Genomic DNA, 26,148 nt, shown 5'->3' on the forward strand with positions numbered 1-26,148 from the left:
CGATGCGCGGATGCGGCACGATCATGCGTGCACCCCCGCTTCCCACGGCCCGCCATGCGCCATGCCATTGCCGCCATCGCCTGCCTGTTCCTGTTCGCGGCTGGTGCCGTGCATGCCGGATCATCGAAGACGCCGGACCTGTCGTCGCGTGAGTGCGGCCTCTCCACGCCCTACAACGTGCAGGTCGACGGTGGCGGCGTCTGGCTGTATCGCCGCGAGGGCGTGCCGAAGGAAATCTTCTTCCACGACGGCACGCTCAGCGTCGACCACCGGGTGCAGGCGGTCAGCGACGCCGATGCACGGCGGTTGCGGCGGATGGAAGACGACGCGCGGGCCCTGATGCCCGAGGTCGCCGGCATCGCCCGCGAATCGGTCAGCCTCACCTTCGACGTGCTGGCCGGCGTGGTGCGCACGATGACTGAAAGCGAGCGCAAGGCGCGCAAGGTCGAACGCCACCGCGACGATGCGCTGGCGCATATCGACGACAGCCTCGGCAACGGCCGCTGGGACCAGGACGTGTTCGGCGCGCAGTTCGAGGCCGACGTCGAGCAGGTCATCGAGCAGATCACCGGCAGCATCACCCGCAGCGCGCTGTGGGCCGCGTTCACCGGCCGCGCCGAGCGCCTGGAAGAGCGTGCCGACCGGGTGGGCCGGGATGTGGAGCGGCTGGTCGATGCGCGCAGCACCGCGCTCGAGCGCCGTGCCGAAGCACTCTGCGGGCAGGTCGCGACGCTGCACGAGATGCAGGGCGCGCTGGAATACCGCTACCAGGGCGCGCCGCTGGTGATGCTGGAGCGATCCGCGAGCCCGGCCGAGTCCATCGACGCCACCGCAAGCGTCGACATCGCGGATCGCGACAGCGCGAAGTAGCGGGGATGGTCCAGGCTGTCCTGGCAGAAGCGGCTTCAGCCGCTCCTGCCCGGCGCCGCTCGGGCAATCGAGGGCCCGGGCGTGGACCGGTCAGCGCTTGGGCAGTTCCAGCACAGGCGAGAAGCCGCCGAAGATCATGCGCTTGCCGTCGAACGGCATGTCGCCTGCGGTCTCCATGCGCGGGTCCTGCATGAACTTTTCCATGCCGGCGTCGCGCGTCGCCTTGTCGGGCCACTCGACCCAGGCGAAGACCACGGACTCGCCGTCCTTCGCCTGCACCGCGCGGCGGAAGTCGGTGACCTTGCCGTCGGGCACGTCGTCGCCCCAGCACTCGAGGACGCGGGTGGCGCCGACCTCAAGGAAAATGGGGTCGAACGTGTTGGCGTGGGCGATGAAAGCCTCGCGGTTGTCATTGGGTACGGCCATCACGAAGCCGTCGATGTAGGACATGGCAGGTTTCCTCTCGGTGTGGAGGGCGCCCCCGATGGGCACCTCGTGTTGACGACGATCCGGCCAGGCCCGGATCGATATTTCCGGTGGATGAAGCTTTGCGAACTCGGATCGGTGCCGGGTGCAGGCGATGCGGAGTGCCGGCATGAAGCACCGGCATGCCGTCGATCCGCGGCCGATCCGCGGCCAATCGCGGATCAGTCCGGGATTTCCGACTCCACCAGCTTGCCCAGCAGCACCAGCGATTCCTGCCAGCCCAGGTAGCACTGTTCGACCGGGATCACCTCCGGCAGGTTCTCCTGCACCACCTGCAATTCGGTGCCGCACGACACGGCCCTGAAGGTGATGGTGGTGATCATCTCGCCGGGCAGGTTGGGATCCTCGAACACGTCGGTGTGGCGGATGCGCTCGTCGGGCACCAGCTCCAGGTAGGTGCCGCCGAAACTGTGGCCGTTGCCGGTGGAAAAATTGGTGAAGCTCATCCGGTAGCTGCCGCCGACCGTCGGGTCGAGGTGATGGACCTTGCAGGTGAAGCCGTTCGGCGGCAGCCACTTGGCGAGCGCGTCGGCATCGAGGAAGGCGCGGTAGACGCGCTCGGGCGGGGCACCCAGGACACGGTGGAGGCGGACGACGTTGTTGGCCATGGCGGTTCTCCTTGCAGGGGAAGGGGATTTACCGGGTACGACGAACGGGCGGGCGCGAAATCGACAGCGGGGCGTTCGCGGGCATCCTGGCGCCGGGGAGCTGCATGGCGGCTTTTCCCGTCCGCGCCGGCCCCGTAGCATCGGCGGGTCGGCGCGGGTGCATGCGCTGCGCGTCCGGCGCCATCGACTCAGCACAGGGGATGCAAGATGAACAAGGGGATCGTGGCGGCTGCAGCCGCCGTAGTTTTCATGGCCGGCATCGGCGTGGGCTACACCGCCAAGCCCGGGCCTTCGCCCGTGATGTACCACGACAAACCGAACCAGGAAGCCGGGAAGGCACTGCTCGACGTGGCGTTGCTGCAGGCCGAGGACGGAAGCTGGGAGCGGATCGGCGTCGGCCGCGTGTACTACCTGGGCGGTTTCAAGGCCGAGGGCCAGCGGATCTTTGATGAGCTGCTCGCGGGCAAGCACGACGACGGCGACGCGTACCGCATCGCCCGCGTCTATCGCGAAGCGGGCGAATGGGAGAAGGCCAAGCCGCTGTTCGAGCGCTATCTCGCCGCCAATCCGCAGGAAGCCAAGGACCTTGCCGAAGTGGGCGCCTACTACCTGCTCGACGGCGACCGCGCTGCCGCGGAGCGGCTGTTCGACCGCTCGTTCGCGGCCGATCGCGAGGAGATGTGGGCGACGCTGAGCACCGCGGGTGCGTACCTGGGCGTGCAGCCGCAGCAGTAACCCGGTCGCGTTGGCAAATGCGCGGCGGTTCCGCCGGCGGATGTGCACCCGCCGGCGGAACGCATAGCAGTCGGGCAGGTGCGTCAGCCGGAAGGCGACCGTTCGACAAACGTCTTCAGCCGCACCAGCGCGTCGTCCCATTGGCTGGATACCAGCGCGAGATAGTCCTGCAGGCCGGTGATCGCCTTGGGGTTCAGTGCGAACAGGCTCTCGCGGCCCTGGCGCCGGCTGCGCACCACGCCGGCGTCCTCCAGCACGCGCAGGTGCTTGCTGATCGCCTGGCGGGTGAGCGCGCTGTCCTGCCCCAGTTGGGTGATCGACCGCAGGCTGCCGTCGCCGAGCTTGCCCACCAGCGCCAGGCGGGTGGGGTCGCCGAGGGCGGCGAACACCACCGCCGTCGCCGCCGCGCGCCGCGACCACCGAGCCCGCGCGCTGCGCGCCCTGGCGTCATTCGACATGGCGCTTGATGTTCTGCATCTGTGCGCTCCAGCCACCGTCGTTCATGCGGAAGGCCTCGTCGCGACGGTGCGCCGGGATGCGGTCGAAGCCCGATTCGATCACCGTCAGCAGCGTGCCTTCACCGCGCGGCTCCAGGCGGAACTCCACCAGGGTCGGCGGTTCGTCCGAGTAATCCACGCCGGGCTCGATCGCGTAGGGATGCCAGGTGAAGGAAAACAGGCGCTCCGGCACCATCTCCTTGACCACGCTGCGCCATTCGACGTGCTCGAAGCCGGGGTGGGTGATGCGGCCGCGGGATTCCTGGCCGGCTGCGAACGGGCTGTCCAGCCTGACCCGGAACCACTCGCCGAATTCGCGATGGTCGGTGAGTGCGCGCCAGACCCGGGAAACCGGTGCGGCCAGCTCGATCTTCTTTTCGATACGGTCGTTCATGTGCTACCTCCTGGTTGCGTATTTCGACGCTAGCGCGATCCGTTTTTTAACGCAACTGATCGGTTGCGTATTCAGGAGGCGAAAGCTTTCATCGCGGGTGCAGGTGGCTGGCGTTAGCCTGCCGTTGTCGTCATCTCCGGGAGCTGCCGATGCCACGCATTGTTCCGTTATGGGCCGCGGTCGCGCTGGGCCTTGCGGCGCTGCCGGCGGCGGCGCAGCAGTTGCTGCAGCCGCAGCCCGGGGCAGCGGCGACGCCACCGGCAGCATTGCCTCCGTCGCCGAACGACCGCCCACCGTCCACGCTGCCCAGCGATCCCGGCCAACGGCCGGCATCAGCCAGCCCGGTCCCGAGCGAGGGGCCAGCGAAGCTGCTGCCGCCGACACCGCCGCAGCCATCGCGCGAGCCAGGCGCGGTGTCGCCGCCTGCCGGCGTGTTCGACGCCAGCGGGCGCCCGATCAACGACATGTTGCGGGTGGGCCCCAATCGCGCGCTCGATCCGCGGACCGGGCGGTTCTACCAGACCACGCCCGCAGGCAAGCTGATCGAACCCCCGCCACTGCCGCCTCCACCGACGGACAGGTAGCGTGCAGTCCGCCGTTCGCGCTGCTGCGTCGCAGCATGCACCCTGCGGTGCGCGACGCGTGCATGTCGCTGTTCGCGCGGCTAACGCCTTGCCGCGAACGATGCCGGTCAGGACAATCGCCGCGTCGGGATCGTGGTGGATTATGCGGGGCCACGCACGGATAGCACGGCGCAGGCGGTGCCCGCGGCCTGAGCGACGGATGCCCGCAAGGGCAGATGCCGCTCCGGTGAAAAGAATGGCCCCGCATGCGCGGGGCCTTCTTTCAGCATCCGCAATGACAGCCCATGCTCCAGGCCGGATGCCCTTGACCGGTTCTGCGCGCATCGATCTCCCGTAGTTCGATTGCATCAGTAGTAGCTTGTGTGGGAGCGGTTTCAGCCGCGCGCTCTTGCCCCCGGGAAACAGATCAAGAGCTCGCGGCTGAAGCCGCTCCTACAAGGGTTCGTGGCGACTGCTTCGATGGTGTTTCGGTACCGGCGCCCGATGGCTCTGATGTACTGCGCTCGCGTCGCGGACGCTCTGCTAGGCTGCGGCCACCGCCGTTCCCCGCATCCCGATGCCTGCAGCCGCTTCCATCCATGCCGATGTCCTGCCGGTCGCCTCGGCGCCCGCGATCGCTTCGTTCCCGCCGCCGCTACGCGTGGCCATGTGGTTCGGCCTCGTTGCCGCGCTGCTGCTCGCTGGCTGCGCGACGCGGGCGCCGTTGCCGGTGCAGCGCACGCCCGAGCAGGTGCGCGCGGACATCGTCGCGCGGATGCCCGCGAAGACATCCAATCGCGAAGGCTGGGCGGCCGACATCCAGGTGGCGTTCTTCGCCCAGGACATCGCGCCGACGCCGGAAAACCTGTGCGCGGTGCTGGCGGTGACCGAACAGGAATCCACGTTCACCGCCGACCCGCGGGTGCCCGGGCTGGGGAAAATCGCACGCGAGGAGATCGACCGGCGTGCGGCGTCGATGCACGTGCCGAAGCTGCTGGTCAGCGCCGCGCTGCGCCTGCGCTCGCCCAATGGACGCCGCTACGCAGAACGGATCGAGCATGTACGCACCGAGCGCGAGCTCAGTGCGCTGTTCGAGGACTTCATCGACATGGTGCCGCTGGGCCAGCGCCTGTTCGGCGGGCTCAACCCGGTGCATACCGGCGGGCCGATGCAGGTCGCGATCGATTTCGCCGAGGCGCACGCGCAGGACTATCCGTACCCGGTCGACGGATCGATCCGCCACGAAGTGTTCACCCGTCGCGGCGGCATGTACTTCGGCATCGCCCACCTGCTGGGGTATCCGGCGAGCTACGACGCGCCGCTGTATCGCTTCGCCGACTTCAACGCCGGCTGGTACGCGAGCCGCAATGCGGCGTTCCAGGCGGCGGTTGCCCGCGCCTCGGGCATCGAGCTTGCGCTGGACGGTGACCTGCTGCTGCCCGGCGCGCCGCTCGACGATCCGGGGGCGACCGAACGCGCCGTGCGCGCGCTGCGTTCGCAGCTGGGCATGGGCGACGCCGCGATCCGTCGCGCGCTGGAGAAGGGCGATGGGCAGGACTTCGAGGCCACCGACCTGTACGCGCGCGTCTTCGAACTGGCCGAGGCCGCCGCGCGCCAGCCACTGCCGCGCGCGGTGCTGCCCGGCATCGACCTGCACAGCCCCAAGATCACGCGCAAGCTGACCACGGCGTGGTTCGCCAACCGCGTCGACGACCGTTGGAAGCGCTGCATGGCGCGGCACTGAGCGAGGCAGACCGATGCGGACCGAGAAGGAAAAGATGCTTGCCGGCGAACTCTACGACGCCAGCGATGCGGTGCTCCAGGCCGACCAGGCGGCCGCGCATGCCTGGCTGGCACGCTACAACGCCGCGCTGGGGCTGGCGCCGTCGGCGCGGCATGCGCTGCTGCGCGAGTGCTTCGGCGCGGTGGGCATCGGCGTCGACGTGCGACCACCGTTCCACTGCGACTACGGTTACAACATCCGCCTGGGCGACGGCGTGTTCCTCAACTTCAACTGCGTGATCCTCGACGTGTGCGAAGTGGTGATCGGCGACCGCACGCAGATCGCGCCGGGCGTGCAGATCCTCACCGCCGATCATCCGCGCGATCCGCGGCAGCGGGCGACGGGGTTGGAGTTCGGGCGCCCGGTGCGGATCGGCCGCAATGCCTGGATCGGCGCCGGTGCGCTGATCCTGCCGGGCGTGACCATCGGCGACGACGCGCTGGTCGGCGCGGGCAGCGTGGTGACGCGCGACGTGCCGGCCGGCGCCACGGTGGTCGGCAATCCCGCGCGCGTGGTGTCGCGCGGGGCAGGGCAGGGCGGCAGATGAACATGGATGACGCAACGACGGGGCTCGACAACCCGTTCTGGGCGTCGCTGTGCAGCCGCCATCGCGGCATCGCGCTGCGCGCGGGCGACGTGGCGCGCTATCCGGCGGCATTCGCACCGTTCCTCGGCGTGGCGGATGCGGAGGTCGACGTGGACGATGCACTCGACACGCTGGTGGCGCCCGGCGAGAGCGTGTACCTGCTGGGCGTCGCACCGGCGTCGGTGCCGGGTGGCTGGCGCCTGCAAGCCGCCGACCCGCTGCTGCAGATGGTTTGCGACACGCCACTGCCGGTGATCGACGGGCCGGAGATGGTCGCGCTGTCCGAAGCGCATCGCGCCGACGTGCTCGCGTTGACCGCGCTGGTGTATCCGCACTATTTCCGCGAGCGCACGATGGAGCTGGGCCGCTACTTCGGGATCTATCGCGACGGCCGGCTCGCGGCGATGATCGGCGAACGCCTGGGCACGGATGCGGCGCAGGAGATGAGCGCGATCTGCACCCATCCGGATGACAGCGGCCGCGGCCATGCGCGGCGCCTGACCGCGATGCTGACGAACGACACCCTGCATCGCGGCCGCCTGCCATTCCTGCACGTGAGCCGCAGCAATGTGCGCGCCGTGCGGCTGTACGAGGCGCTCGGTTACCGCCACCGCTGCGACATTGCGTTCTGGTCGCTGTCGCGCGCCTGAGCGATATCATGGATGCGCGATCGATCCGGTCGCATCGATGCCCTGTCGCAGCGGCAGGCGAATCCTTCCCCAGGAGCACGACGTGGCCGACCTTTCCGCCTTCCCCATCGCAAGCCGCTGGCCGGCGGCGCATCCTGACCGCATCCAGCTGTACTCGCTCAACACCCCCAACGGGGTCAAGGCCTCGATCATGCTCGAGGAAACCGGGTTGCCTTACGAGGCGCACCTGGTGGACATCATGGAGAACGAGAGCCATCTGCCCGAGTTCCTGGCGCTCAATCCCAACGGCAAGATCCCGGCGATCATCGATCCCGACGGCCCGGGCGGAAAGCCGCTGGGCCTGTTCGAATCCGGCGCGATCCTGATGTACCTGGCCGACAAGAGCGGCAAGTTCATTCCTGCCGATGCCGCCGCGCGCTGGGAAACGATCCAGTGGGTGTTCTTCCAGATGGCGTCGATCGGCCCGATGTTCGGGCAGCTGGGATTCTTCAACAAGTTCGGCGGCAAGGAATACGAAGACAAGCGGCCGCTGCAACGCTATGTCGACGAGTCGAAGCGGCTGCTGGGCGTGCTCGATGGCCGGCTCGAAGGGCGCGACTGGATCATGGGCGACGACTACAGCATTGCCGACATCGCCACGCTCGGCTGGGTGAACAACCTGATCACCTTCTACGAGGCGCGCGAGCTGGTGGAGTACGACGGCTTCGGCAACGTCGTGGCCTGGCTCGAACGCGGCCTGGCACGCCCGGCGGTGCAGCGCGGATTGCAGATCCCGGCGCGCGACTAGCGGGCCACGAGTTTTTTGCGCCGCGGTTTCCAGGAAGCTCGCGGCTGAAGCCGCTCCAGGCTCTATTCCAGCAGCCAGCGAAACGCGCGCCGCAGCTCCACCGTGCCGTCGCGCTCGTACCAGCGGCCGTGGGCCAGCACCACGCGCTCGGGTTGCCAGGCCAGCATGCGTTCGACCGCGGCCTGGAGCTGCGGCCGCTGGCGCAGGAAGGTGCGGCGCATGTCGCGCGGCATCGAGCCGTCCGGGTCGCGCACGCCGCCCAGGCGCGTGAGCCACTGCATCCACCAGCTGCCGAGCTTGTCGGGCTCGAAGTTCTCGATGAAGTCGGTGAGCACCAGCGTCCGGCTTGGGTGGTGGAAGAACTCGACCTCGGTCATGAAGCTGCCGGCGACCGGGAGGGTGGAGATCGCGCCGTCCCACGGATAACCGGTTTCGGCGTCCAGCCGATGCGCGTCGAAGTCGATGCGCGGGCCGGCCTGCTCGCGGATGCGCGGCGCCAGCCAAATCCCGGCATCGGGGTAGGCGCGCTTCCAGTCGGGGATCCACCAGTAATGGATGCGGTTGGGGCCGATGATCCAGCGTGGCGTGCCGATCTCGGCGATCTGTTCGCGCAATGCGTCGGTCAGCGGCGTGGGGGAGTGCACGAACAGGTCGCCGTCACGCAGGCGCAGCAGCGTCATCCGGGTGGGGAAGGGCATCTTCGGCCAGGGCATGCCGAAGTGGATGACCGGGCCGTCGACGATCCAGGCGTCGGTGGCCACCGGCTTGAGCGTGTCGAGCGGCGGATAGCAGGCAATCGCTGGGTGGGCCATCGGCGTCTCGCATGCGGGCTGCGGCGGCATTGTCGCGCGCTCGGCGTGGAGGCTGTGTTCCCGGCCGACGCTTGGCGCGCTCCCGGCGGTGCGGAACGGAGTATTCATCGCGCATTCGGTCGCGGGTGCGCATGGGCCATAGACTATGGTGTCGCGCCATTGACCAGAGTCTTCTTCCGTGATCCCCGCCCGGTTTCGCCTTCCGTCCCAGCGGTTCCTGCTGCCTTGCCTCGCCATCGCCTGCCTGCTGCCGGCGGCCTGTCGGCAACAGGCGCCGGCGCCCGTTCCGGCGCCGCCGAAAACCGTCGTGGCCAGCGGCAGCGAGGACGCCGGCGCGGTCAGCAGCGATGCCAAGCCGGCCAGGGTCACCCAGGCCGAACTGCTCAAGGGCACCGACTGGCCGGCGCTGCGGCTGGTGTCCGGCGAGGCGTGGATCGATTGCGACCATGCCGGCGCACCGCCGCCCGGCACGCTCGCAGTCGTCCCCGATCCGGCGCCGCCGGCGGGACAGGCCGATGCCGCTGCGCCGCCGTCGCACCCGGACGTCGCCGCCGCGGCGCTGGGCGTGGCCGACGCTGCCGCCACGCCTGCGTCGCCCGTGCCCGCGGAGGAAGACACGCGGGATGACGCTGCCGACGATGCCGCTGTCGCGATCGCCGACGGGCCGGTCGACGAGCCGCGCCCGCTGGTTGACCTGGGGTTCAAGGACGTCGAGGCCGCCATGTCGCCGTGCCGCGAACGCGGCGCCGTGCGGCTGCGCTACGAAGGCAAGATCAGCAGCGACTTCACCGCGCTGATGCAGCGCACCGCGGCGATGGCCGACCGCATGGAGATCGGCACCCGCATCCTCGACATCGATTCCACCGGTGGTCGCGTGGAAGACGCGATGCCGGCCGGCGACGCGATCGCCGGCTCGCAGTGGACGATCCGCGTGCGCGCCGATTCGATCTGCCACAGCGCCTGCGTGCTGGTGCTGGCCTCCGGCGACGAGCGCGATATCGCCGGCAAGGTCGGCATCCATCGCATGGTGCGGGTCGGCTCGCAGGCCACCACGCGCGCCGAGCTGAGCCAGGAACTGCGCGAGGTCTACGGCGAGATCAAGGAATACCTGGAGCGCAACGGCGCCTCGGTGGCGGTGGCCGACCTGATGATGACCGTGCCCAATCGCAGCCTGCGCCTGCTCGACGCCAACGAGTTGCGCGAATACGGGCTGTCGGGCGCCAACGCGGTGCAGGACGACCTCGACCGCATCATCCTGGCGCGCAAGTGCGGCGACGATTTCGTCAAGCGCCGGGATGCCTTCCTGCGCGCGTTCACGAGCCGCTGCGAGATGGCGGACGACCAGGCCGCGGTCGCGGCCTGCGCGGTGTCGCTGGGGAACGAATACGGATTCCCGGACGAGACCTGCGCCGCCGATGGCCCGCTGGTCAGCCTGCGACGCGCGGGCCGGGTGTCAGCGGCCGCCGCCGCCGCCGCCACCGCCGCCGCCGCCGGAGAAACCACCGCCGCCTCCGCCAGAGGAACTGCCGGAGGAACTGCCGGGCGGGGTGGCTGACGAGGCGATCTGCGAGGTCAGGCTGCTGCCGATCGCCTGGCTCAGGCTGCCCAGGTTGTCGACGTGCCCGCCCTGGTACCAGGTGATCGCCGCGGTGGTCGCCGCGGCCGCCGCGGCGCCGACGGCGAGGGTGAATTTCTTCGTCCAGGCCTCTTCCACGTCGAGCGCCACCGCATACGGCAGCAGCCGTTCGTAGCGCTTGGCGTCGAGCATCGGCGGCCCGTCAGGGCCCTGCATGCCGGCCAGTTCGTCGCGCTCGGCCACCTCCAGGTAGCGCTTGAAGCCCTCGATGGCGTCGAGCAGCTTGCGGCCCTCCGGTGTCGGCGCCTTGATCACGATGCCGAACACGACCACGGTCGCCAGCATCGCGATCGCGATCGGCAGCACCAGCAGCAAGCCGCCGGAACGGAGCCAGATCACGCCGACGCCGACGGTGAGCATGGCCGTCAGCACCAGGATCAGGATCGCCAGCACGATGCTGCTGCCGTTGCGGCTGAACATGCGCGGGTTGAAGCGCTTCTCCAGCTGGAGGGCATGCAGCATGCGCGCGTTGCCCACGGTGGCGGCGTTGGAGTTGTCGAGTTCCAGCTCGGGGCCGTCCTTGAACAGCGCATCGAGCAGCCGGCGCGGGCCGGGGATGCCGTCGGTGTCCATCCCGCGACCGCGCCTGAGCACCAGGTCGAGCGCTTGGCGCAGGCCATAAGCATCGCCTGCGCCAGGCGCGGCATCCGCACCGGGTGCGGCGAGGTATTCCAGGCGCCACGCGTCCGAGGTCGAACCCGCTTCCTTTTCCTTGTGGATGCGCACCTTTCCGTCGACGGCGCTGGCCAGCAGGTCCGACGAGAAGCAGCGGATGTCGTAGCCCGTGCGTTTGACGAAGCGCAGGTCGGCCGGCGAGAACTCGCCCGACGAGCCATCGCCTGGCGGGTCGTAGCGCACCACCACCACGCCCTGCCGCGGGTCGCGGCCGACCTGGCGCCAGCGGACGAGGCAGAACACCAGCAGCACCACGAACCCGCACAGTGCGATCAGGACCGCGCTGTTGTCCTTCAGCAGCCACCACGCCTTCTGCGCGCCATCCGGTGCGGCGACGATCCCCTTCGGGAACGAGAGCACCACGGTCATGCCTTGGCCGGGCCGCAGCGGCTGCGACAGCGTCCAGCGCGCAACGCCCGGCGCCGGCAGGGCGGCCTCGAACGCCCGCGCGGTCGAACCGTAGCCGCCGGTGTAGCCCTCGGCCTTCATGTCCGCGACCGGTACCGGCCGCGGCAGCCGCACCTCGACGCTGCCGTGTTCGATCGCGAAGTCCCAGCCGGTGCCGATGGCGTTGAAGTACAGCTCGTCGTGGTCGTCGAAGAAGCCGAGCTGGCGGGTGGTGCGGTAATGCAGGCGATAGGTGTAGTCGGCGGGCACCTGCAGGAAGTCGTCGTTGCCGGTGTTGATGCGCATGCCGTTGGCGCGGCGCTGGGTGAACCAGGGCTCGGGCCTGCCGTCGCGCTGCACGTCCAGCACCTCGAAGCCGACCACCACGCGGTTGCCGAAACGATCCTTGTAGCGGGTGGGGAAGTCGCGATAGATGCCGCGGCGGATGGCGCTGCCCTCGGCGCGCACGCGGATGTCCTCGGTGATATCGAGGCTGCCGTCGGCGCGCACCTCGATCACGCTGTCGTGGGACAGGATGCGCTCCTGCGCCTGCGCCGTGCCGGCAAGCAAGAGCAGCGCCAGGCCCGTGGGAGCGACCATGGCCGCGATTGTCTTCGCCGTGCGCTTCATCGCGGCCATGGCCATTCCCGCTGCGGTGCGGATCATCGCGGCAGCTCCACTTTCACCGCCGTGCGCTGGTCGTCGCCGGCCTGGAAGAATTCGGCGGAGGAAAAGCCGCAGCTGCGCGCCACCAGCAGGTCCGGAACGCGCTGCGTGGCGTCGTTGTAGTCGCGCACCGCGCCGTTGTAGAAGCGCCGCGCGTACTGCAGCGTTTCCTCCACGCCGACCAGATCGCGCTGCAGCTGCAGGAAGTTCTGGTTGGCCTTGAGGTCCGGATAGGCTTCCTTGAGCGCGACCAGCCGCCCGAGCGCGTGCTCCAGCTGGCCTTCGACCTCGCCGAGCCTGCCCGGTGCGCGCTCGGCGGTGGCCTGCGCGCGCAGGGTGGTGACTGCTTCGAGCAGCGTCTCCTCGTGGTCGGCATAGCCCTTCACCGCGGCGACCAGCAATGGCACCAGGTCGTGGCGACGGGTGAGCTGCACGTCGATGTCGGCCCACGCGGTGCGCACCTGATTGCGCAGGCGCACCAGGCGGTTGAACAGCATCACCGCCCAGGCCAGCAGGGCGGCGACGAGGATGGCCAGCAGCAGGAAGGATGTCGTCACGCGTGCGATTCCTTTCGTGGGGGTGCCGTTACTGTATCGGGCAGGCGTTGCGGATGCCTTCGATCCTGTGGCGGCGGCTTCAGCCGCGAGCCCCTGGCCAATTGCTTCGCAACCCGTCAGCCCGCGGCGACGTCGATGCGGACATCGTCCAGTTCGACCCGCTGGCCCGCGCGGATCTTGCAGGTCTTGCGCATCTCCACCACGCCGTCCACGCGCACCGCGCCGCTGGCGACCAGCGCCTTGCCGGCGCCGCCGCTGTCGCACAGGCCGGCGAGCTTGAGCAGCTGGTTGAGTTCGATGAAGTCGCGTTCGAGGCGGAAGTCGAGTTGCTGCATCGGGCCTGCCAGGGGGAAGTCCGGCGAGTCTCGCGGTAATGCCGCCGCAGGACAAGCGCCGATCCGCTGACGCGCCGTCCGCAGGAACACTCGGCCGGTTGGGCGCACGCGTGCGATTCCCTGGAACGGGTCCGGTTGCGGCGCAAGGCCGGAGCACTCGCCTCCGCCGGTGGATCCTCGCCATGGCGCCCGGCGTGCGGGCCGTCTCTGCTGCGGAGCTGCGATCGTGGTGGTCCCGCTGTCGTGCCGGTCCATCCTGACTGGCGTTGCCCGGCAGCTCGACGGCCAGAACGGCCGTGCCAGCCGGTCAGATCACCCGTTCAGCGAGATGTGCTCTCTCGCAGCGCCGAAGCAGGGGGAACCCCGAAGCTTGCCGGGCATGGAGGGGCTTGGCGTAGACTTGGACCACATCCAATTCTGCACCGAGGAACCCGCATGAACCATCGTTTCCTGCTGTCTGTTGCCCTCATGGCCTGCATCGGCACCGCCTCGGCGCAACAGGCACAGCCGGCGCAGCCCGCGCAGCAGCCCGCCGCCCGCCCGGCCCAGCAGACGCTCACGCCGCAGCAGCAGGCGCAGCTGGCCAAGCAGAACACCGACATGAGCAAGGCCGCGCTGCAGGTGATGCAGATGGTCGACGCCAACCAGATCGGCGAGATCTGGGACAACGCATCGGCCACCATGAAGCGGATGGTCACGCGCGACGATTTCGTCAAGCAGATCACCATCGACCGCAACAACCTCGGCAAGGTCTCTTCGCGCGGCAACCCGGCGGTGAGCCGCTCGCAGTTCCCGGCCGGGGCCCAGGTGCCGGAAGGCTTCTACCTCAACGTCGCCGTGCCCTCCACGTTCGCCAAGTCGCAGACGCCGGTGCGCGAGCTGGTGTCGTTCCGCCTCGACGAGGACAAGACCTGGCGCGTGTCGGGCTACAGCCTGCGCGGGCCGAGCGACGGCAAGTAAGCACGACCGGATCGATGTGGAATCGGGCGGGACCGGGAAACCGGCCCCGCCTTTTTTATCCTTTTGTAGGAGCGGCTTCAGCCGCGAGCTCTTTCAATCCGCGGCAGGTCCGGTCGAAAAAGCTCGCGGCTGAAGCCGCTCCTGCAGGATCGGGGGCGGGAAGGCCTGCGGCCAAGCCGCACCCGCGACAGGGCGCTACTCGCGTTCGAAGCGGACGATCTCGTCGAGCGTCGCCTGTGCCCGCTTGAGCAGCGCGCCGGTGCTGTTGTCGTCGACGTAGCCGGCGACGCGCCGGCGCAAGGCGCGCGGCGACCCGTACATCAGCCACAGGGTCAGCAGCAGCCCGGTGACGCCCACCGCGAGGAATCCGCCCACCGTGGCCGGCGAATGCGTCCACAGGTCGAAGCCGAGCCAGTACTCGAGCATCACCAGGATCACCGGGATCCACAGGATCCACTGCGCCAGGCCAAACCAGCGCCGGGTCCGGATGCGCCACTGCCGCAGCAGGTTCAGGTACTTCTGGATGGTGACGACCTGCGCGGCGTAGTCGGTGCGCACGAGCAGCAGCATCTCCATCACCCCGGCGATGATCATGGCAACGCCGTAGACGTGCAGGACGATGCCGGACAGCAGCAGCGCCGGTGCTTCCATGTGTGCGATCCAGAACCTGGCGCAGAAGACCGTGACCACCAGGCCGACCAGGATCTGCCCGACGCTCAGCGCCTGCAGCCAGCGCAGGCCGGCTTTCGCCTTGCGCAGGCGGGTTTCGGTGAGCAGTTCCAGGTTGATCCGTTTCTGCTGCTGCAGCTGGCGATCGAGCGACTGCCAGGCCTGCTTGAGTTCGTCGAGTTCCATGGTCGATTCCATCGTCATTCGGTTCCGGGGGGCGCGACGTGGTCGCGGATGCGCTGCCTGAGGCGGCTGATCTTGGTGGTGACGTTGCTTTCGGAGATGCCCAGCACCTCGGCCATCTCGCGGGTACTGCGCTCGTCGAGGTAGAGCAGCAGCAGGGCGCGGTTGAGCGGTTCGAGCGTGGCGATGAAGCGCTGCAGCATGCGCAGCGACTCGGCGGTTTCGTGGTCGATTGCGCTGTCGTCCGCGATGTCGTGGACGGCTTCGTCGAGCGGCACGACATGCCTGCGCCGGTGGCCGTCGCTGCGCAGGAACGAGATCCCCACGTTCAATGCGACGCGGTACATCCACGTCGAGAACCGGCGCGCCGGGTCGTAGCCAGGCCAGGCGCGCCACAGCTGCACGGCGATCTCCTGGGCGAGATCGTCACGGTCCTCGGCACTGCGCGCATAGGCGTTGGCGACCTTGAACACGATCCCGCGGTGCTGCTGCAGCAGGTCGTCGAAAGCCTGGCGGGCGTCCGCGGTCATGGTGGCGCTGGCGTGCATCCGTGGTCGTGGCCCGTGGGGCGATTGTGCCCGTCGTGGACATGGTTCGCGGCGTGGGCGGGTTTGTCACACCAGGGGTGTACAGGGGCGCCCCATGGGCGCGACGGCCTCCCCGATGAAGCCATCGCGCCCATGGGCGTGCCTACATTGCGAGATGTTGCAGGCGATTGGCGTGGTCGCGCAGTGCGGCGCGCAGCGTCGCGGGGTGGCGCACTTCGAAGCCGAACGGCAGGCGCGAGAGTTCGCGCGCGAACCAGTCGAGATCATCGGCCTGCGCGAACAGGACCGTGCCGTCGCCTGCGGGCTCGAGCACGCCGATGGTGTCGAAGATCTCGCGTCGCGCAGTGGCCACGTCCGCGTGCAGCAACACCTCGATCGCATGCGTGCGCGGCAGCGTTGCCATCGAAAACACCAGATGGGCGAGGGCATCGAAGTCGTCCGGGCGGCCGAAACTTGCCGGCACCGGATGCACCTGTTCGATGCGGTCGAGCCGGAACGAGCGCACGCCGCCGCGCAGGTGGCAGTGCCCCACTGCGTACCAGCGCCCGCCGCGCCAGGCCAGGCCATAGGGATCGAAGTCGCGTTCGCTCGCGCCGCGTTGCGCGGTCCGGTAATGCAGATGCACGCGCTGGCGCGCCTGCGCGGCCTGGCTCAACACCACCAGCGCCGCGCTGTCGGCGCTGGCATCCGCATGGGCGAGGTCGAGCGCGACGGTTTCGTCGATCGCGCGCACGCGGCGCTTGAGGTTGGCCGGCATCACCCGTTCGAGCTTGGCCTGCGCGCTGGCCACCGCCGGTGCCGACTCGGCCAGGCCCAGCCCGCGCGCCGCGAGCAGGCCGACCGACAGCGCCAGCGCTTCGTCGTCGGTGAACACCATCGGCGGCAACTTGAAGCCGGGCATCAGCGCATAGCCGCCATGGCGGCCGCGCCCGGCGGTGACCGGGATGCCGATTTCCTCCAGCGCGGCGATGTAGCGGCGCAGGGTGCGGCCGTCGACGCCGATCCGCCGCGCCAGCTCCGGGCCGCTCATGCGGCCGTGGGCCTGCAGCAGCTCGAGCACGGCCAGCACGCGGGTGGCGGGGCGTTCCATGGACGCATCCTACGCTCGAATCAGGGCGGATTTAGACCTGATTCGGGTGGAGGATGGCGTCCTCACTGCACAGACGGGGAAGGCGCATGCATCCGGTCCATCGAACAGCCGTGCCAGCCCCAACCGCGGCGCGCGCCCTGGCCGCCGCGCTGCTCGCCTTCGTCGCCTGCGTGTCCGCCCGGGAGCCTGCCATGCCCACGCAACCCTCGTCCGCCATGCCCACGCCCGGCGCCACCTGCTGCGCCGTGGTCGAATTGCGCCAGTACACGCTGCATCCGTTCAAGCGCGATGTGCTGATCGACCTGTTCGAGCGCGAGTTCGTCGAGTCGCAGGAAGCGACCGGTATTCGCCTGATCGGTACCTTCCGCGACCTCGCCAATCCCGATCGCTTCGTCTGGCTGCGCGGCTTCTCCGGCATGCCGGGACGGCGCGACGCGTTGCAGGCGTTCTACGACGGGCCGGTCTGGCAGGCACACCGCGACACCGCCAACGCCACGATGATCGATTCGAACAACGTGCTGCTGCTCCAGCCGCTGCAGGCAGGCACGGGCTTCCCCTTCGATGATCGGGCGCTGGCGCCGCGGGACGCGGTCGCGATCCCGCCGGGGCTGGTGGAGGCGCGGCTGCTCTACCTGCCCGCGCTGCCTACGCCGGCGCAGCGTGCACTGGCGGCGTCGATCGCATCGTTGCAGGCGCAAGCGGGCGCGACGCCGCTGGCCGCGCTCGCCACCGAGCCGGCGCAGAACAGCTTCCCGCGCCTGCCGGTGCGCGAGGGAGAATCGGTGCTGGCGTGGTTCGCGCAGTTCGCCGACCGCGCCGGGTACGAACGCTACCTCGCCGCGCTCGCCCGGTCCCCACGCTGGCAGGCGGCCATGGGCACGCTCGGCGAAGACGCGCCGCGCGCGCCCGACATCCTGCTGTTGTCGCCAACCGCGCGCTCGCGGCTGCCGCGTTGACGTTGCCGGAGACCGCCGATGCAGACCGCGCACCTGTGGCTGTTCTTCGTGATGGTGTTCGGCGTGGTGCTGCTGCCGGGCCTGGACATGGCCTACGTGATCGCCAGTTCGCTGGTCGGCGGCAAGCGCTCGGGCCTGGCGGCCACCGCGGGCGTGATCGCCGGCGGCGCCTGCCACGTGCTGATGGGCGCGCTCGGGATCATGGCGGTGCTGAAGCTGGTGCCGGCCGCGTTCAACGGCATGTTGCTGGCAGGCGCGGCCTACATCGCCTGGATCGGCGGGTCGCTGCTGCGCAGTCGCGCGGCGTTCGGTGCCTTGCCGTCGATTTCGGCGCGCACGCGTACGGCGACGTTCGGGCAGGGCATGGCGACTTGCCTGCTCAACCCGAAGGCTTATCTGTTCATGCTGGCGGTGTTCCCGCAGTTCCTGAAGCCCGAGTACGGCCCGCTGTGGCTGCAGGCGCTGGTGCTGTGGGCGATCATCGCCGCCTGCCAGGCCGGCGTGTATGGCGGCATGGCGCTGGCGGGCGACCGCGTGCGTGGCTGGCTCGAAGCGCGGCCGGCGGCCAACCTGCTGGTGGCGCGCGGCGTTGGCGCGCTGCTGCTGGCGGCGGCGCTGTTCACCGCGTGGGAAGGCTGGCGGCTGGCGTGACCGGCCTGCGCGCTGCTACTCCACGATCCCCTTGGATTCCGCCGTCGCCAGCACTTCGGGATGCGCGATGCGCCGCCGCGGCCCGAACAGCGGATACACCAGCACCGCGCCGAGGATGATGGCCACGCCGACGTAGAACTGGGTCGACAGTTCGTGCTGCTCGCCCAGTAGGACGATCGCCAGCATGATCGCGTAGACCGGTTCCAGGTTCACCGCCAGCTGCGCGGCGAAGGCACTCATGTGCCGCAGCGCCACCAGTGACAGGGCGAACGGGAACAATGTGCAGGCCAGCGCCAGCGCCAGCAGCAGGCCTAGGTCGTGCGCATCGGGCAGAGCGAACAGCGTGCCCGAGAAGGCCGGGAACAGCAGTGGCATCAGCGGCGCCAGCGCGGTGAGCAGCAGAGTGCCGGCGCCTAGTTCCAGCGCGGTGATCGCCAGCGGTTCGCCGTGTTCGACGAAGCGCTTGTTGAGCGAGCCGAAGATCGCCACCAGCAGCGCCGAGAGCGCGCCGACCGCGATGCCGAGATGCATGCCTTCAGGGACGCCGCCGACCACCAGCGCCACGCCCGGCAGCACCGCGATGCCCAGCAGCACGTCGCGCCACGAGAAGCGCCGCCCGGTGAGCCACGGCTCCAGCAGCGCGGTCATCGGTGTGCCCAGCGCGATGCAGGTGGCGCCGACCGAAGCATTGGACAGCTTGATCGCGCCGTAGAAGGTCAGCCAGTGCAGCGCCACCAGCGCACCGATGCCGGCATAGGCCAGCAGCAGCCGCGGCGACATCGCGCGCAATCCGCGCCAGACCCGCGGCAACAGCGCGAGCGTGGCGGTAACCAGCAGCATGCGCCACCACACCAGTGGCAGCGCGGGCAAGGTGATGAGCTTGCCGAAGATGGCGGTGAATCCCCACAGCAGGACGCACAGGTGGATCTGCCACTGGGCTTTGGCGGCGGGAGTCATGGGGATGGGGGTGGGGAGGCTGGGGGCATTATCGCCTTGCTTGGGTGCTTCGGTGCGGGCTTCAGGCGCGAGTTGGCCTCTTTGAAGAAGGGGCAGGGACCTTGCGGAACCAAAAGCGTTTCGCGCCGTGACGGCGCGAGCCACCTTTCTTTGCTTGTGCAAAGAAACCTGGCGCAAAGAAACACACCCCGCCTGCGCGCCCGATGCTGCGCACCGGGTTCGCGGAGCCGGCGGGAATTTTCCGAAGGGGCATCCTGCCCCTGCGGAAAACGCCGCGCATCCATGCGCGCCGCCCCTGCGGGGTTTGGCCCGCCGCCCCCGCCGCTTCGGAGGGGCCCCGAGGGTCAAGGGCGAAGGGCAACGGCAGAAGAAACAGCAGAAGCAGGACCCTGTGGGGCGGCTGAAGCTGCTCCCGAAGGTCGTCGGCTATCCGGCGTGGCGTGGACGGCCGCCTCCGGGACAAAATGCGGGCCATGCACGAGACCTCCGCTTCCGGCATCGCCGCGCCACGCCCCTTCGACCGCCGCGACGCGCGGACACTGACGCTGTCGGCGCTGGGCGGGGCTCTCGAGTTCTACGACTTCGTCGTGTTCGTGTTCTTCGCCAAGGTGCTGGGCGCGCTGTTCTTCCCGCCCGACACCGCGCCCTGGCTGGCGCAGCTGCAGGCCTACGGCATCTTCGCCACGGGGTACCTGGCGCGGCCGCTGGGCGGGATCGTGATGGCGCACTTTGGCGACCTGGTCGGGCGCAAGCGCATGTTCACGCTCAGCGTGTTCCTGATGTCGGTGCCGACCCTGCTGATCGGCCTGCTGCCGACCTACGCGCAGGCGGGCATGTTCGCGCCCTTGCTGCTGCTGCTGCTGCGCGTGGTGCAGGGCATCGCGGTCGGTGGCGAGGTGCCGGGGGCGTGGGTATTCGTCGCCGAGCATGCGCCGCGCGGGCGGGTGGGCTTCGCCTGCGGCAGCCTGACTTCGGGGCTGACCGCGGGGATATTGATCGGCTCGCTGCTCGCGGCCTGGATCAACGGGCACTACAGCCAGCAGCAGGTGCACGACTGGGTCTGGCGCGCGCCGTTCCTGCTCGGTGGCGTGTTCGGCTTTCTTGCGGTATGGCTGCGCCGCTGGCTCAGCGAGACGCCGGTGTTCGCCGAACTGCGCGAGCGCAAGGCGCTGGCGGAAGGCTTCCCGGTGCGCCAGGTGCTGGCCGCGCATCGCGGTGCGGTGGCATTGTCGATGCTGGCGACGTGGACCCTGACCGCGGCGATCCTGGTCGTCGTGCTGATGACGCCCACGCTGGTGCAGGCCTCGTTCGCGATGCCGCCCGCGCTGGCCTTCAACGGCAACAGCATCGCCACCGCGGCACTGATGCTGGGCTGCCTGGCGTTCGGCTGGGGCGCGGACCGGTTCGGCCCGGCGCGCGCGCTGCTGGCGGGCGTGCTGGGGCTGGCGGTGAGTACGTACGCGCTCTACCTGCACCTGGTATCGGGGAGCACGGCGCACTTCCTGCTGCTGTACGCCATCGCTGGTGGCTTCACCGGCGTGGTCGGGGTGGTGCCCACGATCATGGTCGCCGCGTTTCCGCCGGCGGTGCGGTTTTCGGGGTTGTCGTTCTCCTACAACATCGCCTACGCGATCTTCGGCGGAATCACGCCGCCGCTCGTGGGATGGCTGTCGGCGCGCTTCGGCGGACTGGCGCCCGCCCATTACGTCGCGCTGGCCTGCGCGGTGGGGCTGGGCGTGGCGGTGCACCTGCTGCGGCGCCACGGCGGCGGCACGCCTTCGGCCTCCCCCTTGTAGAAGCCGCTTCAGCCGCGAGCTTCGACTCCCTCCCCCTGCGGAGGCAGGGGAGGGCTAGGGGTGCCTTTGGGATCAGCGAGAACCGTGGGCACCCCCTCCCAGCCTCCCCCTGCCGTCGCAGGGGGAGGGGCCAAAATCAAAAGCTCGCGGCTGAAGCCGCTCCTGCAGAGCAGGGCGGGGATCACGCGCCAAGTTCTTGGAGCAGCGTCATCGCCGCCGCCGGATTGCGCTCCTTCGCCGCGCTGATGAAATAGATGAAAACGTCGCGCTTGGCGGCGGGCTTCCTGGGTGCCGGGCTGATCCGCGGCAGGTCATCGGGCTCCTTGCCGGCCGCCCACTGGCGTGCACGCACCGCCCACTGCCGCAGCTCGTCGCCGGGATAGCCGGTCTCGACATCTGCGCGGGACCGCATCAGTCGTGCATAGACGAAATCCGCGGTGACGTCGGCGAACGATGGGTGCTCCGGCGAATCGGTGAACACCGTGGCCATGCCATGTCCGCGCACCAGCGCGAGGTAGCGTGCGTCGACGAATTCCGGATCGCGAACGTCGAGCACGTGCCGCAGCGCACGCCCGCCAGCCTGTTTCGGCAGCAGTTCGAGGAACGCCGTGAAATCATCGGTTTCGATCTTCGTGCCGCGATCGAACTGCCAGACCAGCGGCCCGAGCCGGTCGCCGAGTTCGACGATGCCACCGATGAAATCCTCGACCTGCGCGCCGGCCTTCGCCAGCACTCTTGAGGCCATGATCCGCTTCGGCGCCTTGGCCGAGAACAGGAAGCCCTCCGGCGTTTCGTCGCGCCATTTCGCGTACGTCGCCGGCTTCTGCGTGCCGTAATAGGTGCCGTTGATCTCGATCGCGCTGACGTGGCGGCTGGCGTACTCGAGCTCGCGCCGCTGCACCAGGCCGGTCGGATAGAAGTTGTTGCGCCACGGCGCGAACGTCCAGCCGCCGATGCCGGCGCGGATGCCGTCAACGGGTTTCGGCGGCGCCGCGGTGAACAGGTCGTCAGTCATGTGCTTTCCACGGGTCGTAGCTGCCGAACCACCACAGGTGGCCTTCGAGGTCGCGGCAGGAGTAACCGCGGCCGCCATAGTCCTGGTCGCTGATGTCCATCACGATCTGCGCGCCGGCCGCCTTCGCCCGAGCGTAGTGCGCATCGGTGTCGCGCACGATCACGCACGGGCTCTGGGTTTCGCGCTTGCCGATCTCCTCCGGCTGCGCGATCTGCCGGCCCCAGTCGCTGGCGTTGTCGGCCGAGCCGAGCATGATCATGCCGTTGCCGAAGGTCAGCTGCGCGTGGTGCACGGTGTCGCCATCGGCGTAGACGGCTTGCTTCTCGAAGCCGAACGCCCGGCACAACCAGTCGATCGCCGCGAAGGCGTCGCGATAGCGCAGGCAGGGAATGATGGTGGCGGTGGTGTCGGCGGCACTGGACATCGCGGACTCCAAGGTTGCGGGAACCCCGAATCTACGACTTTCCGACGTCAACGTCCTGTGCCAGGCGGGCGGTTCCGGCGAGCGGCCGCGCCTGTCTACAATGCAGCGGTCACTCCACCGGGGAAACCGCATGCTTGCCGCCTCGACGCTCCTGCGCCGCGCCTGTCCTGTCCTGTTCATCGCTTTCTCCTGTGGTGCCGCATTCGCCGCGCCGCCCGCGGCCCCGGTTGCGACGGCTGCCGTCGATGCCGGAGCGGTACCTGCGGAGCTGCAGGACCTCGACGCCTACGTCGAGCGCGTGCGCGAGCAGTTCGACGTGCCCGGGATCGCGGTCGCGGTGATCAAGGATGGCCAGGTGGTGCTCGAGCGCGGCTATGGTGTACGCAAGCTCGGCGAGCCGGAAAAGGTGGACGCGCACACGCAGTTCGCGATCGCATCGAACACCAAGGCCTTCACCGCCGCGTCGATCTCGATCCTCGCCGACGAAGGCAAGCTCAAGCTCGACGATCGCGTGATCGACCACCTGCCGTGGTTCCGCATGTCCGATGCCTACATCACCCGCGAGATGCAGGTGCGCGACCTGCTGGCGCATCGCAGCGGCCTGGGCCTGGGCGCCGGCGACCTGCTGTTCTGGCCCACCACCACCTACACCGCGCGCGAGGTGGCCGAGCGCCTGCGCGACGTGCCGATCAGCGGCGGCTTCCGCGAACGCTATGCCTACGACAACATCCTGTTCGGCGTTGCCCAGCAGGTGATCGAGCAGGCCAGCGGGATGTCGTACGAACAGTTCCTGCGCACCCGCATCTTCGGGCCGCTGGGCATGGCCGAGACGCGTTTCAACGCCGACTACCTCAAGCCCGGCGACAATGTCGCCACCGGCCACGCCAAGTTCGATTTCAAGGACCTCAAGCCGGTCGCGCCGTTGACCTGGTCGAACGTGGCCGGCGCCGGCGGCATCTACTCCAGCGTCCACGACCTGTCGAAGTGGATGCGCGTGCAGCTCGATGGCGGCGTGATCTCAGGCGAGGGCGACGACGCCAGGCGCCTGTTCAGCGCCAAGCGGCAGAAGGAGATGTGGTCGGTGCTCACGCCGATGCCGATCTCCGAGCCGTCGGTCCCGGAGCTGGCGGCGACGAAGCCCAACTTCCTCGGCTACGGCGAAGGCTGGGTGCTCACCGACTACCGCGGCAGCAAGCTCGTCTACCACACCGGCGGTTGGCCGGGCATGGTGTCGCGCCTGACCCTGGTGCCCGGGGAGAAGTTGGGCGTGGTGGTACTGACGAGCGCCGAGGTCGGTTCGGCGTTCAACGCCATCACCATGCGCGTGCTCGACGCCTACCTCGGTGCGCCGAGGACCGACTGGGTGGCGGCTTACGCCGCGTCAATGGCCAAGTCGCAGGCCAAGGCCGATGAAAGCTGGCAGCAGCACGAGGCCGCGCGCGACGCAGGTTCCAAACCCTCGTTGCCGCTGGACAAGTACGCCGGCACCTATCGCGACCCGTGGTATGGCGACGTCGTGATCAGCCATGATGGCAAGGGCCTGCAGCTGCAGTTCTCGAAGACCGCGCAGCTGCTTGGCGACCTGGAGCACTGGCAGCACGACACCTACATCGTCCGCTGGCGCGACCGCGGGTTGAACGCCGACGCGTTCCTGACGTTCTCGCTGGACCCGGACGGCAAGATCGTCGAGGCGCGGATGGTGCCGGTCTCGCCGCAGACCGATTTCAGCTTCGACTTCCAGGACCTGCGGCTGGCGCCGGTGGAGAAGCGATAGCCCCGGCAGGCATCCAACGCCCCTGCAGGAGCGGCTGAAGCCGCTCCCGTAACATCCTTTCCATCTCCGCGGCGGTCACGCCGCGAATGCGACAATGCGCCGCTCCGCCCGGAGCCGCGCATGATCTTCCGCTGGTTCGAATCGCTGGTCGACATCTTCGCCGAGCCGGGCGACGGCATGCCGCCGCGCGGCGTGTGGCGCTTCTACTGGCACTACCTGCGCCAGGTGCGCGGGATCCTGTTGTCGATCTGCGTGCTCGGCTTCTTCGTCGCGCTGGTCGAAGTGGCGCTGTTCAACTTCCTTGGTCGCCTCGTCGACCTGGCCGCGGAGCCGGTCGCCGGCTTCTTCACGCGGCATGGAGGCGAATTGGCGTGGATGGCGTTCGTCGCCCTGATCGCGCGACCGCTCCTGCTCGGACTGCACGACCTGATGGTCAACCAGGCGCTGGTGCCGGGCCTGACCGCGCGCGTGCGCTGGCAGCAGCATCGCTACGTGGTGCGGCAAAGCCTGGCGTTCTTCCAGAACGACTACGCCGGCCGCATCGCCAATCGCATCATGCAGACCGGCGCGTCGCTGCGCGAGTCGGCGGTGCAGATCGTCGACGCGATCTGGTACGTGGCGGTCTACACCGGCACTGCGCTGGTGCTGTTTGCGAAGGCCGACGCATGGCTGATGCTGCCACTGGCGCTCTGGGTGCTCGGTTATGTCGCGCTGCTTGCGTTCTTCGTGCCGCGGGTGAAGCAACGCTCGTGGCAGGCCTCGCAGGCGAGGTCCGGCGTGATGGGCCGGGTGGTCGACGGCTACACCAATATCACCACGCTCAAGCTGTTCCCGCACGAAGGCCGCGAGGACGCCTACGTGGGCGAGGCGATCGCCGACAACGCCGACAAGGTACGCCTGATGACGCGCATGACCACGGCGATGGACGTGAGCATCACCACCTTCAACGGCCTGCTGATCGTCGGTACCTCGGCGCTGGGTTTGTGGCTGTGGAGCCGGGGCTCGATCACCGTCGGCGACATTGCGCTGTCGACCGGGCTGGTGATCCGCATCAACAACATGTCCGGCTGGATCATGTGGGTGGTCAACGGCATCTTCGAGGACATCGGGACCGTGCAGGACGGCATGACCACGGTCGCGCAGCCGCGCACGGTGGTCGATCGCGTGGATGCGAAGCCGCTGCTGGTGACGCACGGCGCGATCCGCTTCGAGGACATCCACTTCCACTATGGGAAGCGGGGCGGGGTGATCTCCGGCCTCGACCTGGTGGTGCGGCCCGGCGAACGCATCGGCCTGGTCGGGCCATCGGGTGCGGGAAAATCGACGCTGGTGAACGTGCTGCTGCGCCTGTACGACCTTGAAGCCGGCCGCATCCTGGTCGATGGGCAGGACATCGCCGGCGTCACCCAGGAAAGCCTGCGCGGGCAGATCGGCGTGGTCACCCAGGACACCTCGCTGCTGCACCGCTCGATCCGCGACAACCTGCTGTATGGCCGGCCGGATGCGACGCAAGCCCGGATCGAGGCCGCGGTGCGTGGTGCGCGTGCGGACGGTTTCATTGCCTCGCTGGTCGATGGCGAGGGCCGCACCGGTTATGAGGCGCAGGTGGGCGAGCGCGGGGTCAAGCTGTCCGGCGGCCAGCGCCAGCGCATCGCCATCGCGCGGGTGCTGCTCAAGGACGCGCCCATCCTGCTGCTGGACGAAGCAACCTCTGCGCTCGATTCCGAGGTGGAGGCCGCGATCCAGGACAGCCTAGACGTGCTGATGGAAGGCAAGACCGTCATCGCCATCGCGCATCGCCTGTCGACGATCGCACGCATGGACCGGCTGGTGGTGATGGACCAGGGCCGCATCGTCGAGAGCGGCACGCATGGGGAACTGATCGCGCGCGCCGGGCTGTACGCGAGGCTCTGGCAGCGGCAGACGGGCGGCTTCGTCGCCGCGGATGCCATCTAGCAAGTCCGTGCAGGAGCGGCTCCGGCTGCGAGCCTTTCTTCTGGTTGCCAGGAAAGCGAAAGAGCTCGCGGCTGAAGCCGCACCTACAGTCGCACGCGAATATTTACGCGGAATTTATGCCTCTGTCCTGTATCCGGCATAG

At 69.0% G+C, this 26,148-nt stretch carries 28 protein-coding genes; 14 read left to right on the plus strand and 14 right to left on the minus strand.

Going from position 1 to position 26,148, the window contains the following annotated elements; translation table 11 throughout:
- Positions 1-54 precede the first annotated feature (54 nt).
- Positions 55-870, plus strand: a complete 816-nt coding sequence (locus tag ACTJIL_RS01835; protein ID WP_440753892.1) for a DUF2884 family protein — start codon at positions 55-57, stop codon at positions 868-870.
- Between the two features lie 90 nt (positions 871-960).
- Here ACTJIL_RS01835 and ACTJIL_RS01840 read toward each other — a convergent pair whose 3' ends face one another.
- Complete coding sequence (locus tag ACTJIL_RS01840; protein ID WP_440753893.1) at positions 961-1,320, minus strand: DUF1428 domain-containing protein; 360 nt, start codon at positions 1,318-1,320, stop codon at positions 961-963.
- A 197-nt stretch (positions 1,321-1,517) separates the two neighbouring features.
- Complete coding sequence (locus ACTJIL_RS01845) at positions 1,518-1,964, minus strand: SRPBCC family protein (RefSeq protein ID WP_440753894.1); 447 nt, start codon at positions 1,962-1,964, stop codon at positions 1,518-1,520.
- 207 nt (positions 1,965-2,171) lie between these two features.
- On the opposite strand from ACTJIL_RS01845, the gene ACTJIL_RS01850 reads away from it, so the two are divergent.
- Positions 2,172-2,699 carry a tetratricopeptide repeat protein gene (locus ACTJIL_RS01850; RefSeq protein WP_440753895.1) on the plus strand — a complete coding sequence of 176 codons (528 nt, stop codon included), beginning with the start codon at positions 2,172-2,174 and terminating at the stop codon, positions 2,697-2,699.
- Positions 2,700-2,782: 83 nt separating this feature from the next.
- Here ACTJIL_RS01850 and ACTJIL_RS01855 read toward each other — a convergent pair whose 3' ends face one another.
- Both ACTJIL_RS01855 and ACTJIL_RS01860 read right to left on the minus strand, forming a co-directional pair.
- Positions 2,783-3,157, minus strand: a complete 375-nt coding sequence (locus ACTJIL_RS01855) for an ArsR/SmtB family transcription factor (RefSeq protein ID WP_440753896.1) — start codon at positions 3,155-3,157, stop codon at positions 2,783-2,785.
- Positions 3,147-3,590 carry an SRPBCC family protein gene (locus tag ACTJIL_RS01860; RefSeq protein WP_440753897.1) on the minus strand — a complete coding sequence of 148 codons (444 nt, stop codon included), beginning with the start codon at positions 3,588-3,590 and terminating at the stop codon, positions 3,147-3,149. The genes ACTJIL_RS01855 and ACTJIL_RS01860 overlap by 11 nt, the downstream gene beginning before the upstream one ends.
- A 149-nt stretch (positions 3,591-3,739) precedes the next feature.
- On the opposite strand from ACTJIL_RS01860, the gene ACTJIL_RS01865 reads away from it, so the two are divergent.
- From ACTJIL_RS01865 to ACTJIL_RS01885, 5 genes are all read left to right on the plus strand, one after another.
- Positions 3,740-4,174 (plus strand): hypothetical protein, encoded by a 435-nt coding sequence (locus ACTJIL_RS01865; protein ID WP_440753898.1) that lies wholly within the window; start codon positions 3,740-3,742, stop codon positions 4,172-4,174.
- A gap of 646 nt (positions 4,175-4,820) precedes the next feature.
- Positions 4,821-5,897, plus strand: a complete 1,077-nt coding sequence (locus ACTJIL_RS01870) for a DUF1615 domain-containing protein (RefSeq protein ID WP_440755816.1) — start codon at positions 4,821-4,823, stop codon at positions 5,895-5,897.
- A 13-nt stretch (positions 5,898-5,910) separates the two neighbouring features.
- The gene (locus ACTJIL_RS01875; protein WP_440753899.1) at positions 5,911-6,483 is read left to right on the plus strand and encodes a sugar O-acetyltransferase; all 573 of its coding nucleotides are present in this window, start codon (positions 5,911-5,913) and stop codon (positions 6,481-6,483) included.
- A 2-nt stretch (positions 6,484-6,485) separates the two neighbouring features.
- Entirely contained in the window at positions 6,486-7,172 is a 687-nt protein-coding gene (locus tag ACTJIL_RS01880) for a GNAT family N-acetyltransferase (RefSeq protein ID WP_440753900.1), read from the plus strand.
- A gap of 82 nt (positions 7,173-7,254) precedes the next feature.
- Positions 7,255-7,959 carry a glutathione S-transferase N-terminal domain-containing protein gene (locus tag ACTJIL_RS01885; protein ID WP_440753901.1) on the plus strand — a complete coding sequence of 235 codons (705 nt, stop codon included), beginning with the start codon at positions 7,255-7,257 and terminating at the stop codon, positions 7,957-7,959.
- A 62-nt stretch (positions 7,960-8,021) separates the two neighbouring features.
- Here ACTJIL_RS01885 and ACTJIL_RS01890 read toward each other — a convergent pair whose 3' ends face one another.
- Positions 8,022-8,771, minus strand: coding sequence for a DUF4336 domain-containing protein (locus tag ACTJIL_RS01890; RefSeq protein ID WP_440753902.1), 750 nt, complete (start codon positions 8,769-8,771; stop codon positions 8,022-8,024).
- A gap of 307 nt (positions 8,772-9,078) precedes the next feature.
- Here ACTJIL_RS01890 and ACTJIL_RS01895 point away from each other — a divergent pair, with 307 nt between their 5' ends.
- Positions 9,079-10,326: a hypothetical protein gene (locus ACTJIL_RS01895; protein WP_440753903.1), complete on the plus strand. Its 1,248-nt coding sequence runs from the start codon at positions 9,079-9,081 to the stop codon at positions 10,324-10,326.
- Here the strand turns inward: ACTJIL_RS01895 and ACTJIL_RS01900 are convergent.
- The 3 genes from ACTJIL_RS01900 to ACTJIL_RS01910 all read right to left on the minus strand — a co-directional run bounded on the left by ACTJIL_RS01900 (position 10,225) and on the right by ACTJIL_RS01910 (position 13,027).
- Positions 10,225-12,069, minus strand: coding sequence for a DUF2207 domain-containing protein (locus ACTJIL_RS01900; protein ID WP_440753904.1), 1,845 nt, complete (start codon positions 12,067-12,069; stop codon positions 10,225-10,227). The genes ACTJIL_RS01895 and ACTJIL_RS01900 overlap by 102 nt on opposite strands.
- A gap of 62 nt (positions 12,070-12,131) precedes the next feature.
- Positions 12,132-12,692 carry a LemA family protein gene (locus ACTJIL_RS01905; protein WP_440753905.1) on the minus strand — a complete coding sequence of 187 codons (561 nt, stop codon included), beginning with the start codon at positions 12,690-12,692 and terminating at the stop codon, positions 12,132-12,134.
- 116 nt (positions 12,693-12,808) lie between these two features.
- Positions 12,809-13,027 (minus strand): RNA-binding S4 domain-containing protein, encoded by a 219-nt coding sequence (locus ACTJIL_RS01910; RefSeq protein WP_440753906.1) that lies wholly within the window; start codon positions 13,025-13,027, stop codon positions 12,809-12,811.
- Between the two features lie 435 nt (positions 13,028-13,462).
- Here ACTJIL_RS01910 and ACTJIL_RS01915 point away from each other — a divergent pair, with 435 nt between their 5' ends.
- Positions 13,463-13,987, plus strand: a complete 525-nt coding sequence (locus ACTJIL_RS01915) for a DUF4019 domain-containing protein (RefSeq protein ID WP_440753907.1) — start codon at positions 13,463-13,465, stop codon at positions 13,985-13,987.
- A 195-nt stretch (positions 13,988-14,182) separates the two neighbouring features.
- Here ACTJIL_RS01915 and ACTJIL_RS01920 read toward each other — a convergent pair whose 3' ends face one another.
- The 3 genes from ACTJIL_RS01920 to ACTJIL_RS01930 all read right to left on the minus strand — a co-directional run bounded on the left by ACTJIL_RS01920 (position 14,183) and on the right by ACTJIL_RS01930 (position 16,477).
- On the minus strand, positions 14,183-14,854 hold the full coding sequence (locus ACTJIL_RS01920; protein ID WP_440753908.1) for a hypothetical protein: 672 nt from the start codon (positions 14,852-14,854) through the stop codon (positions 14,183-14,185).
- Positions 14,855-14,856: 2 nt separating this feature from the next.
- The gene (locus tag ACTJIL_RS01925) at positions 14,857-15,387 is read right to left on the minus strand and encodes an RNA polymerase sigma factor (RefSeq protein ID WP_440753909.1); all 531 of its coding nucleotides are present in this window, start codon (positions 15,385-15,387) and stop codon (positions 14,857-14,859) included.
- A gap of 142 nt (positions 15,388-15,529) precedes the next feature.
- The gene (locus ACTJIL_RS01930; RefSeq protein WP_440753910.1) at positions 15,530-16,477 is read right to left on the minus strand and encodes a helix-turn-helix transcriptional regulator; all 948 of its coding nucleotides are present in this window, start codon (positions 16,475-16,477) and stop codon (positions 15,530-15,532) included.
- 191 nt (positions 16,478-16,668) lie between these two features.
- On the opposite strand from ACTJIL_RS01930, the gene ACTJIL_RS01935 reads away from it, so the two are divergent.
- Together ACTJIL_RS01935 and ACTJIL_RS01940 are read left to right on the plus strand one after the other, a co-directional pair.
- Complete coding sequence (locus tag ACTJIL_RS01935) at positions 16,669-17,433, plus strand: NIPSNAP family protein (protein WP_440753911.1); 765 nt, start codon at positions 16,669-16,671, stop codon at positions 17,431-17,433.
- An 18-nt stretch (positions 17,434-17,451) separates the two neighbouring features.
- Positions 17,452-18,084 carry a LysE family translocator gene (locus tag ACTJIL_RS01940; RefSeq protein WP_440753912.1) on the plus strand — a complete coding sequence of 211 codons (633 nt, stop codon included), beginning with the start codon at positions 17,452-17,454 and terminating at the stop codon, positions 18,082-18,084.
- 15 nt (positions 18,085-18,099) lie between these two features.
- Here the strand turns inward: ACTJIL_RS01940 and ACTJIL_RS01945 are convergent, their stop codons facing one another.
- Positions 18,100-19,047 (minus strand): DMT family transporter, encoded by a 948-nt coding sequence (locus ACTJIL_RS01945; protein WP_440755817.1) that lies wholly within the window; start codon positions 19,045-19,047, stop codon positions 18,100-18,102.
- A 467-nt stretch (positions 19,048-19,514) separates the two neighbouring features.
- On the opposite strand from ACTJIL_RS01945, the gene ACTJIL_RS01950 reads away from it, so the two are divergent.
- Positions 19,515-20,837, plus strand: a complete 1,323-nt coding sequence (locus tag ACTJIL_RS01950) for an MFS transporter (RefSeq protein ID WP_440753913.1) — start codon at positions 19,515-19,517, stop codon at positions 20,835-20,837.
- A gap of 181 nt (positions 20,838-21,018) precedes the next feature.
- Here the strand turns inward: ACTJIL_RS01950 and ACTJIL_RS01955 are convergent, their stop codons facing one another.
- Both ACTJIL_RS01955 and ACTJIL_RS01960 read right to left on the minus strand, forming a co-directional pair.
- On the minus strand, positions 21,019-21,852 hold the full coding sequence (locus tag ACTJIL_RS01955; RefSeq protein ID WP_440753914.1) for a DUF72 domain-containing protein: 834 nt from the start codon (positions 21,850-21,852) through the stop codon (positions 21,019-21,021).
- Positions 21,845-22,276 carry a VOC family protein gene (locus ACTJIL_RS01960; protein WP_440753915.1) on the minus strand — a complete coding sequence of 144 codons (432 nt, stop codon included), beginning with the start codon at positions 22,274-22,276 and terminating at the stop codon, positions 21,845-21,847. Before ACTJIL_RS01960 ends, ACTJIL_RS01955 begins: the two co-directional genes overlap by 8 nt.
- A gap of 130 nt (positions 22,277-22,406) precedes the next feature.
- On the opposite strand from ACTJIL_RS01960, the gene ACTJIL_RS01965 reads away from it, so the two are divergent.
- Positions 22,407-24,050 carry a serine hydrolase gene (locus ACTJIL_RS01965; protein ID WP_440753916.1) on the plus strand — a complete coding sequence of 548 codons (1,644 nt, stop codon included), beginning with the start codon at positions 22,407-22,409 and terminating at the stop codon, positions 24,048-24,050.
- A gap of 120 nt (positions 24,051-24,170) precedes the next feature.
- Complete coding sequence (locus tag ACTJIL_RS01970) at positions 24,171-26,006, plus strand: ABC transporter ATP-binding protein (protein ID WP_440753917.1); 1,836 nt, start codon at positions 24,171-24,173, stop codon at positions 26,004-26,006.
- The last annotated feature ends 142 nt before the right edge of the window (positions 26,007-26,148 follow it).

This window comes from Luteimonas sp. 22616 (assembly GCF_052044325.1).
Taxonomy (GTDB): domain Bacteria; phylum Pseudomonadota; class Gammaproteobacteria; order Xanthomonadales; family Xanthomonadaceae; genus Luteimonas.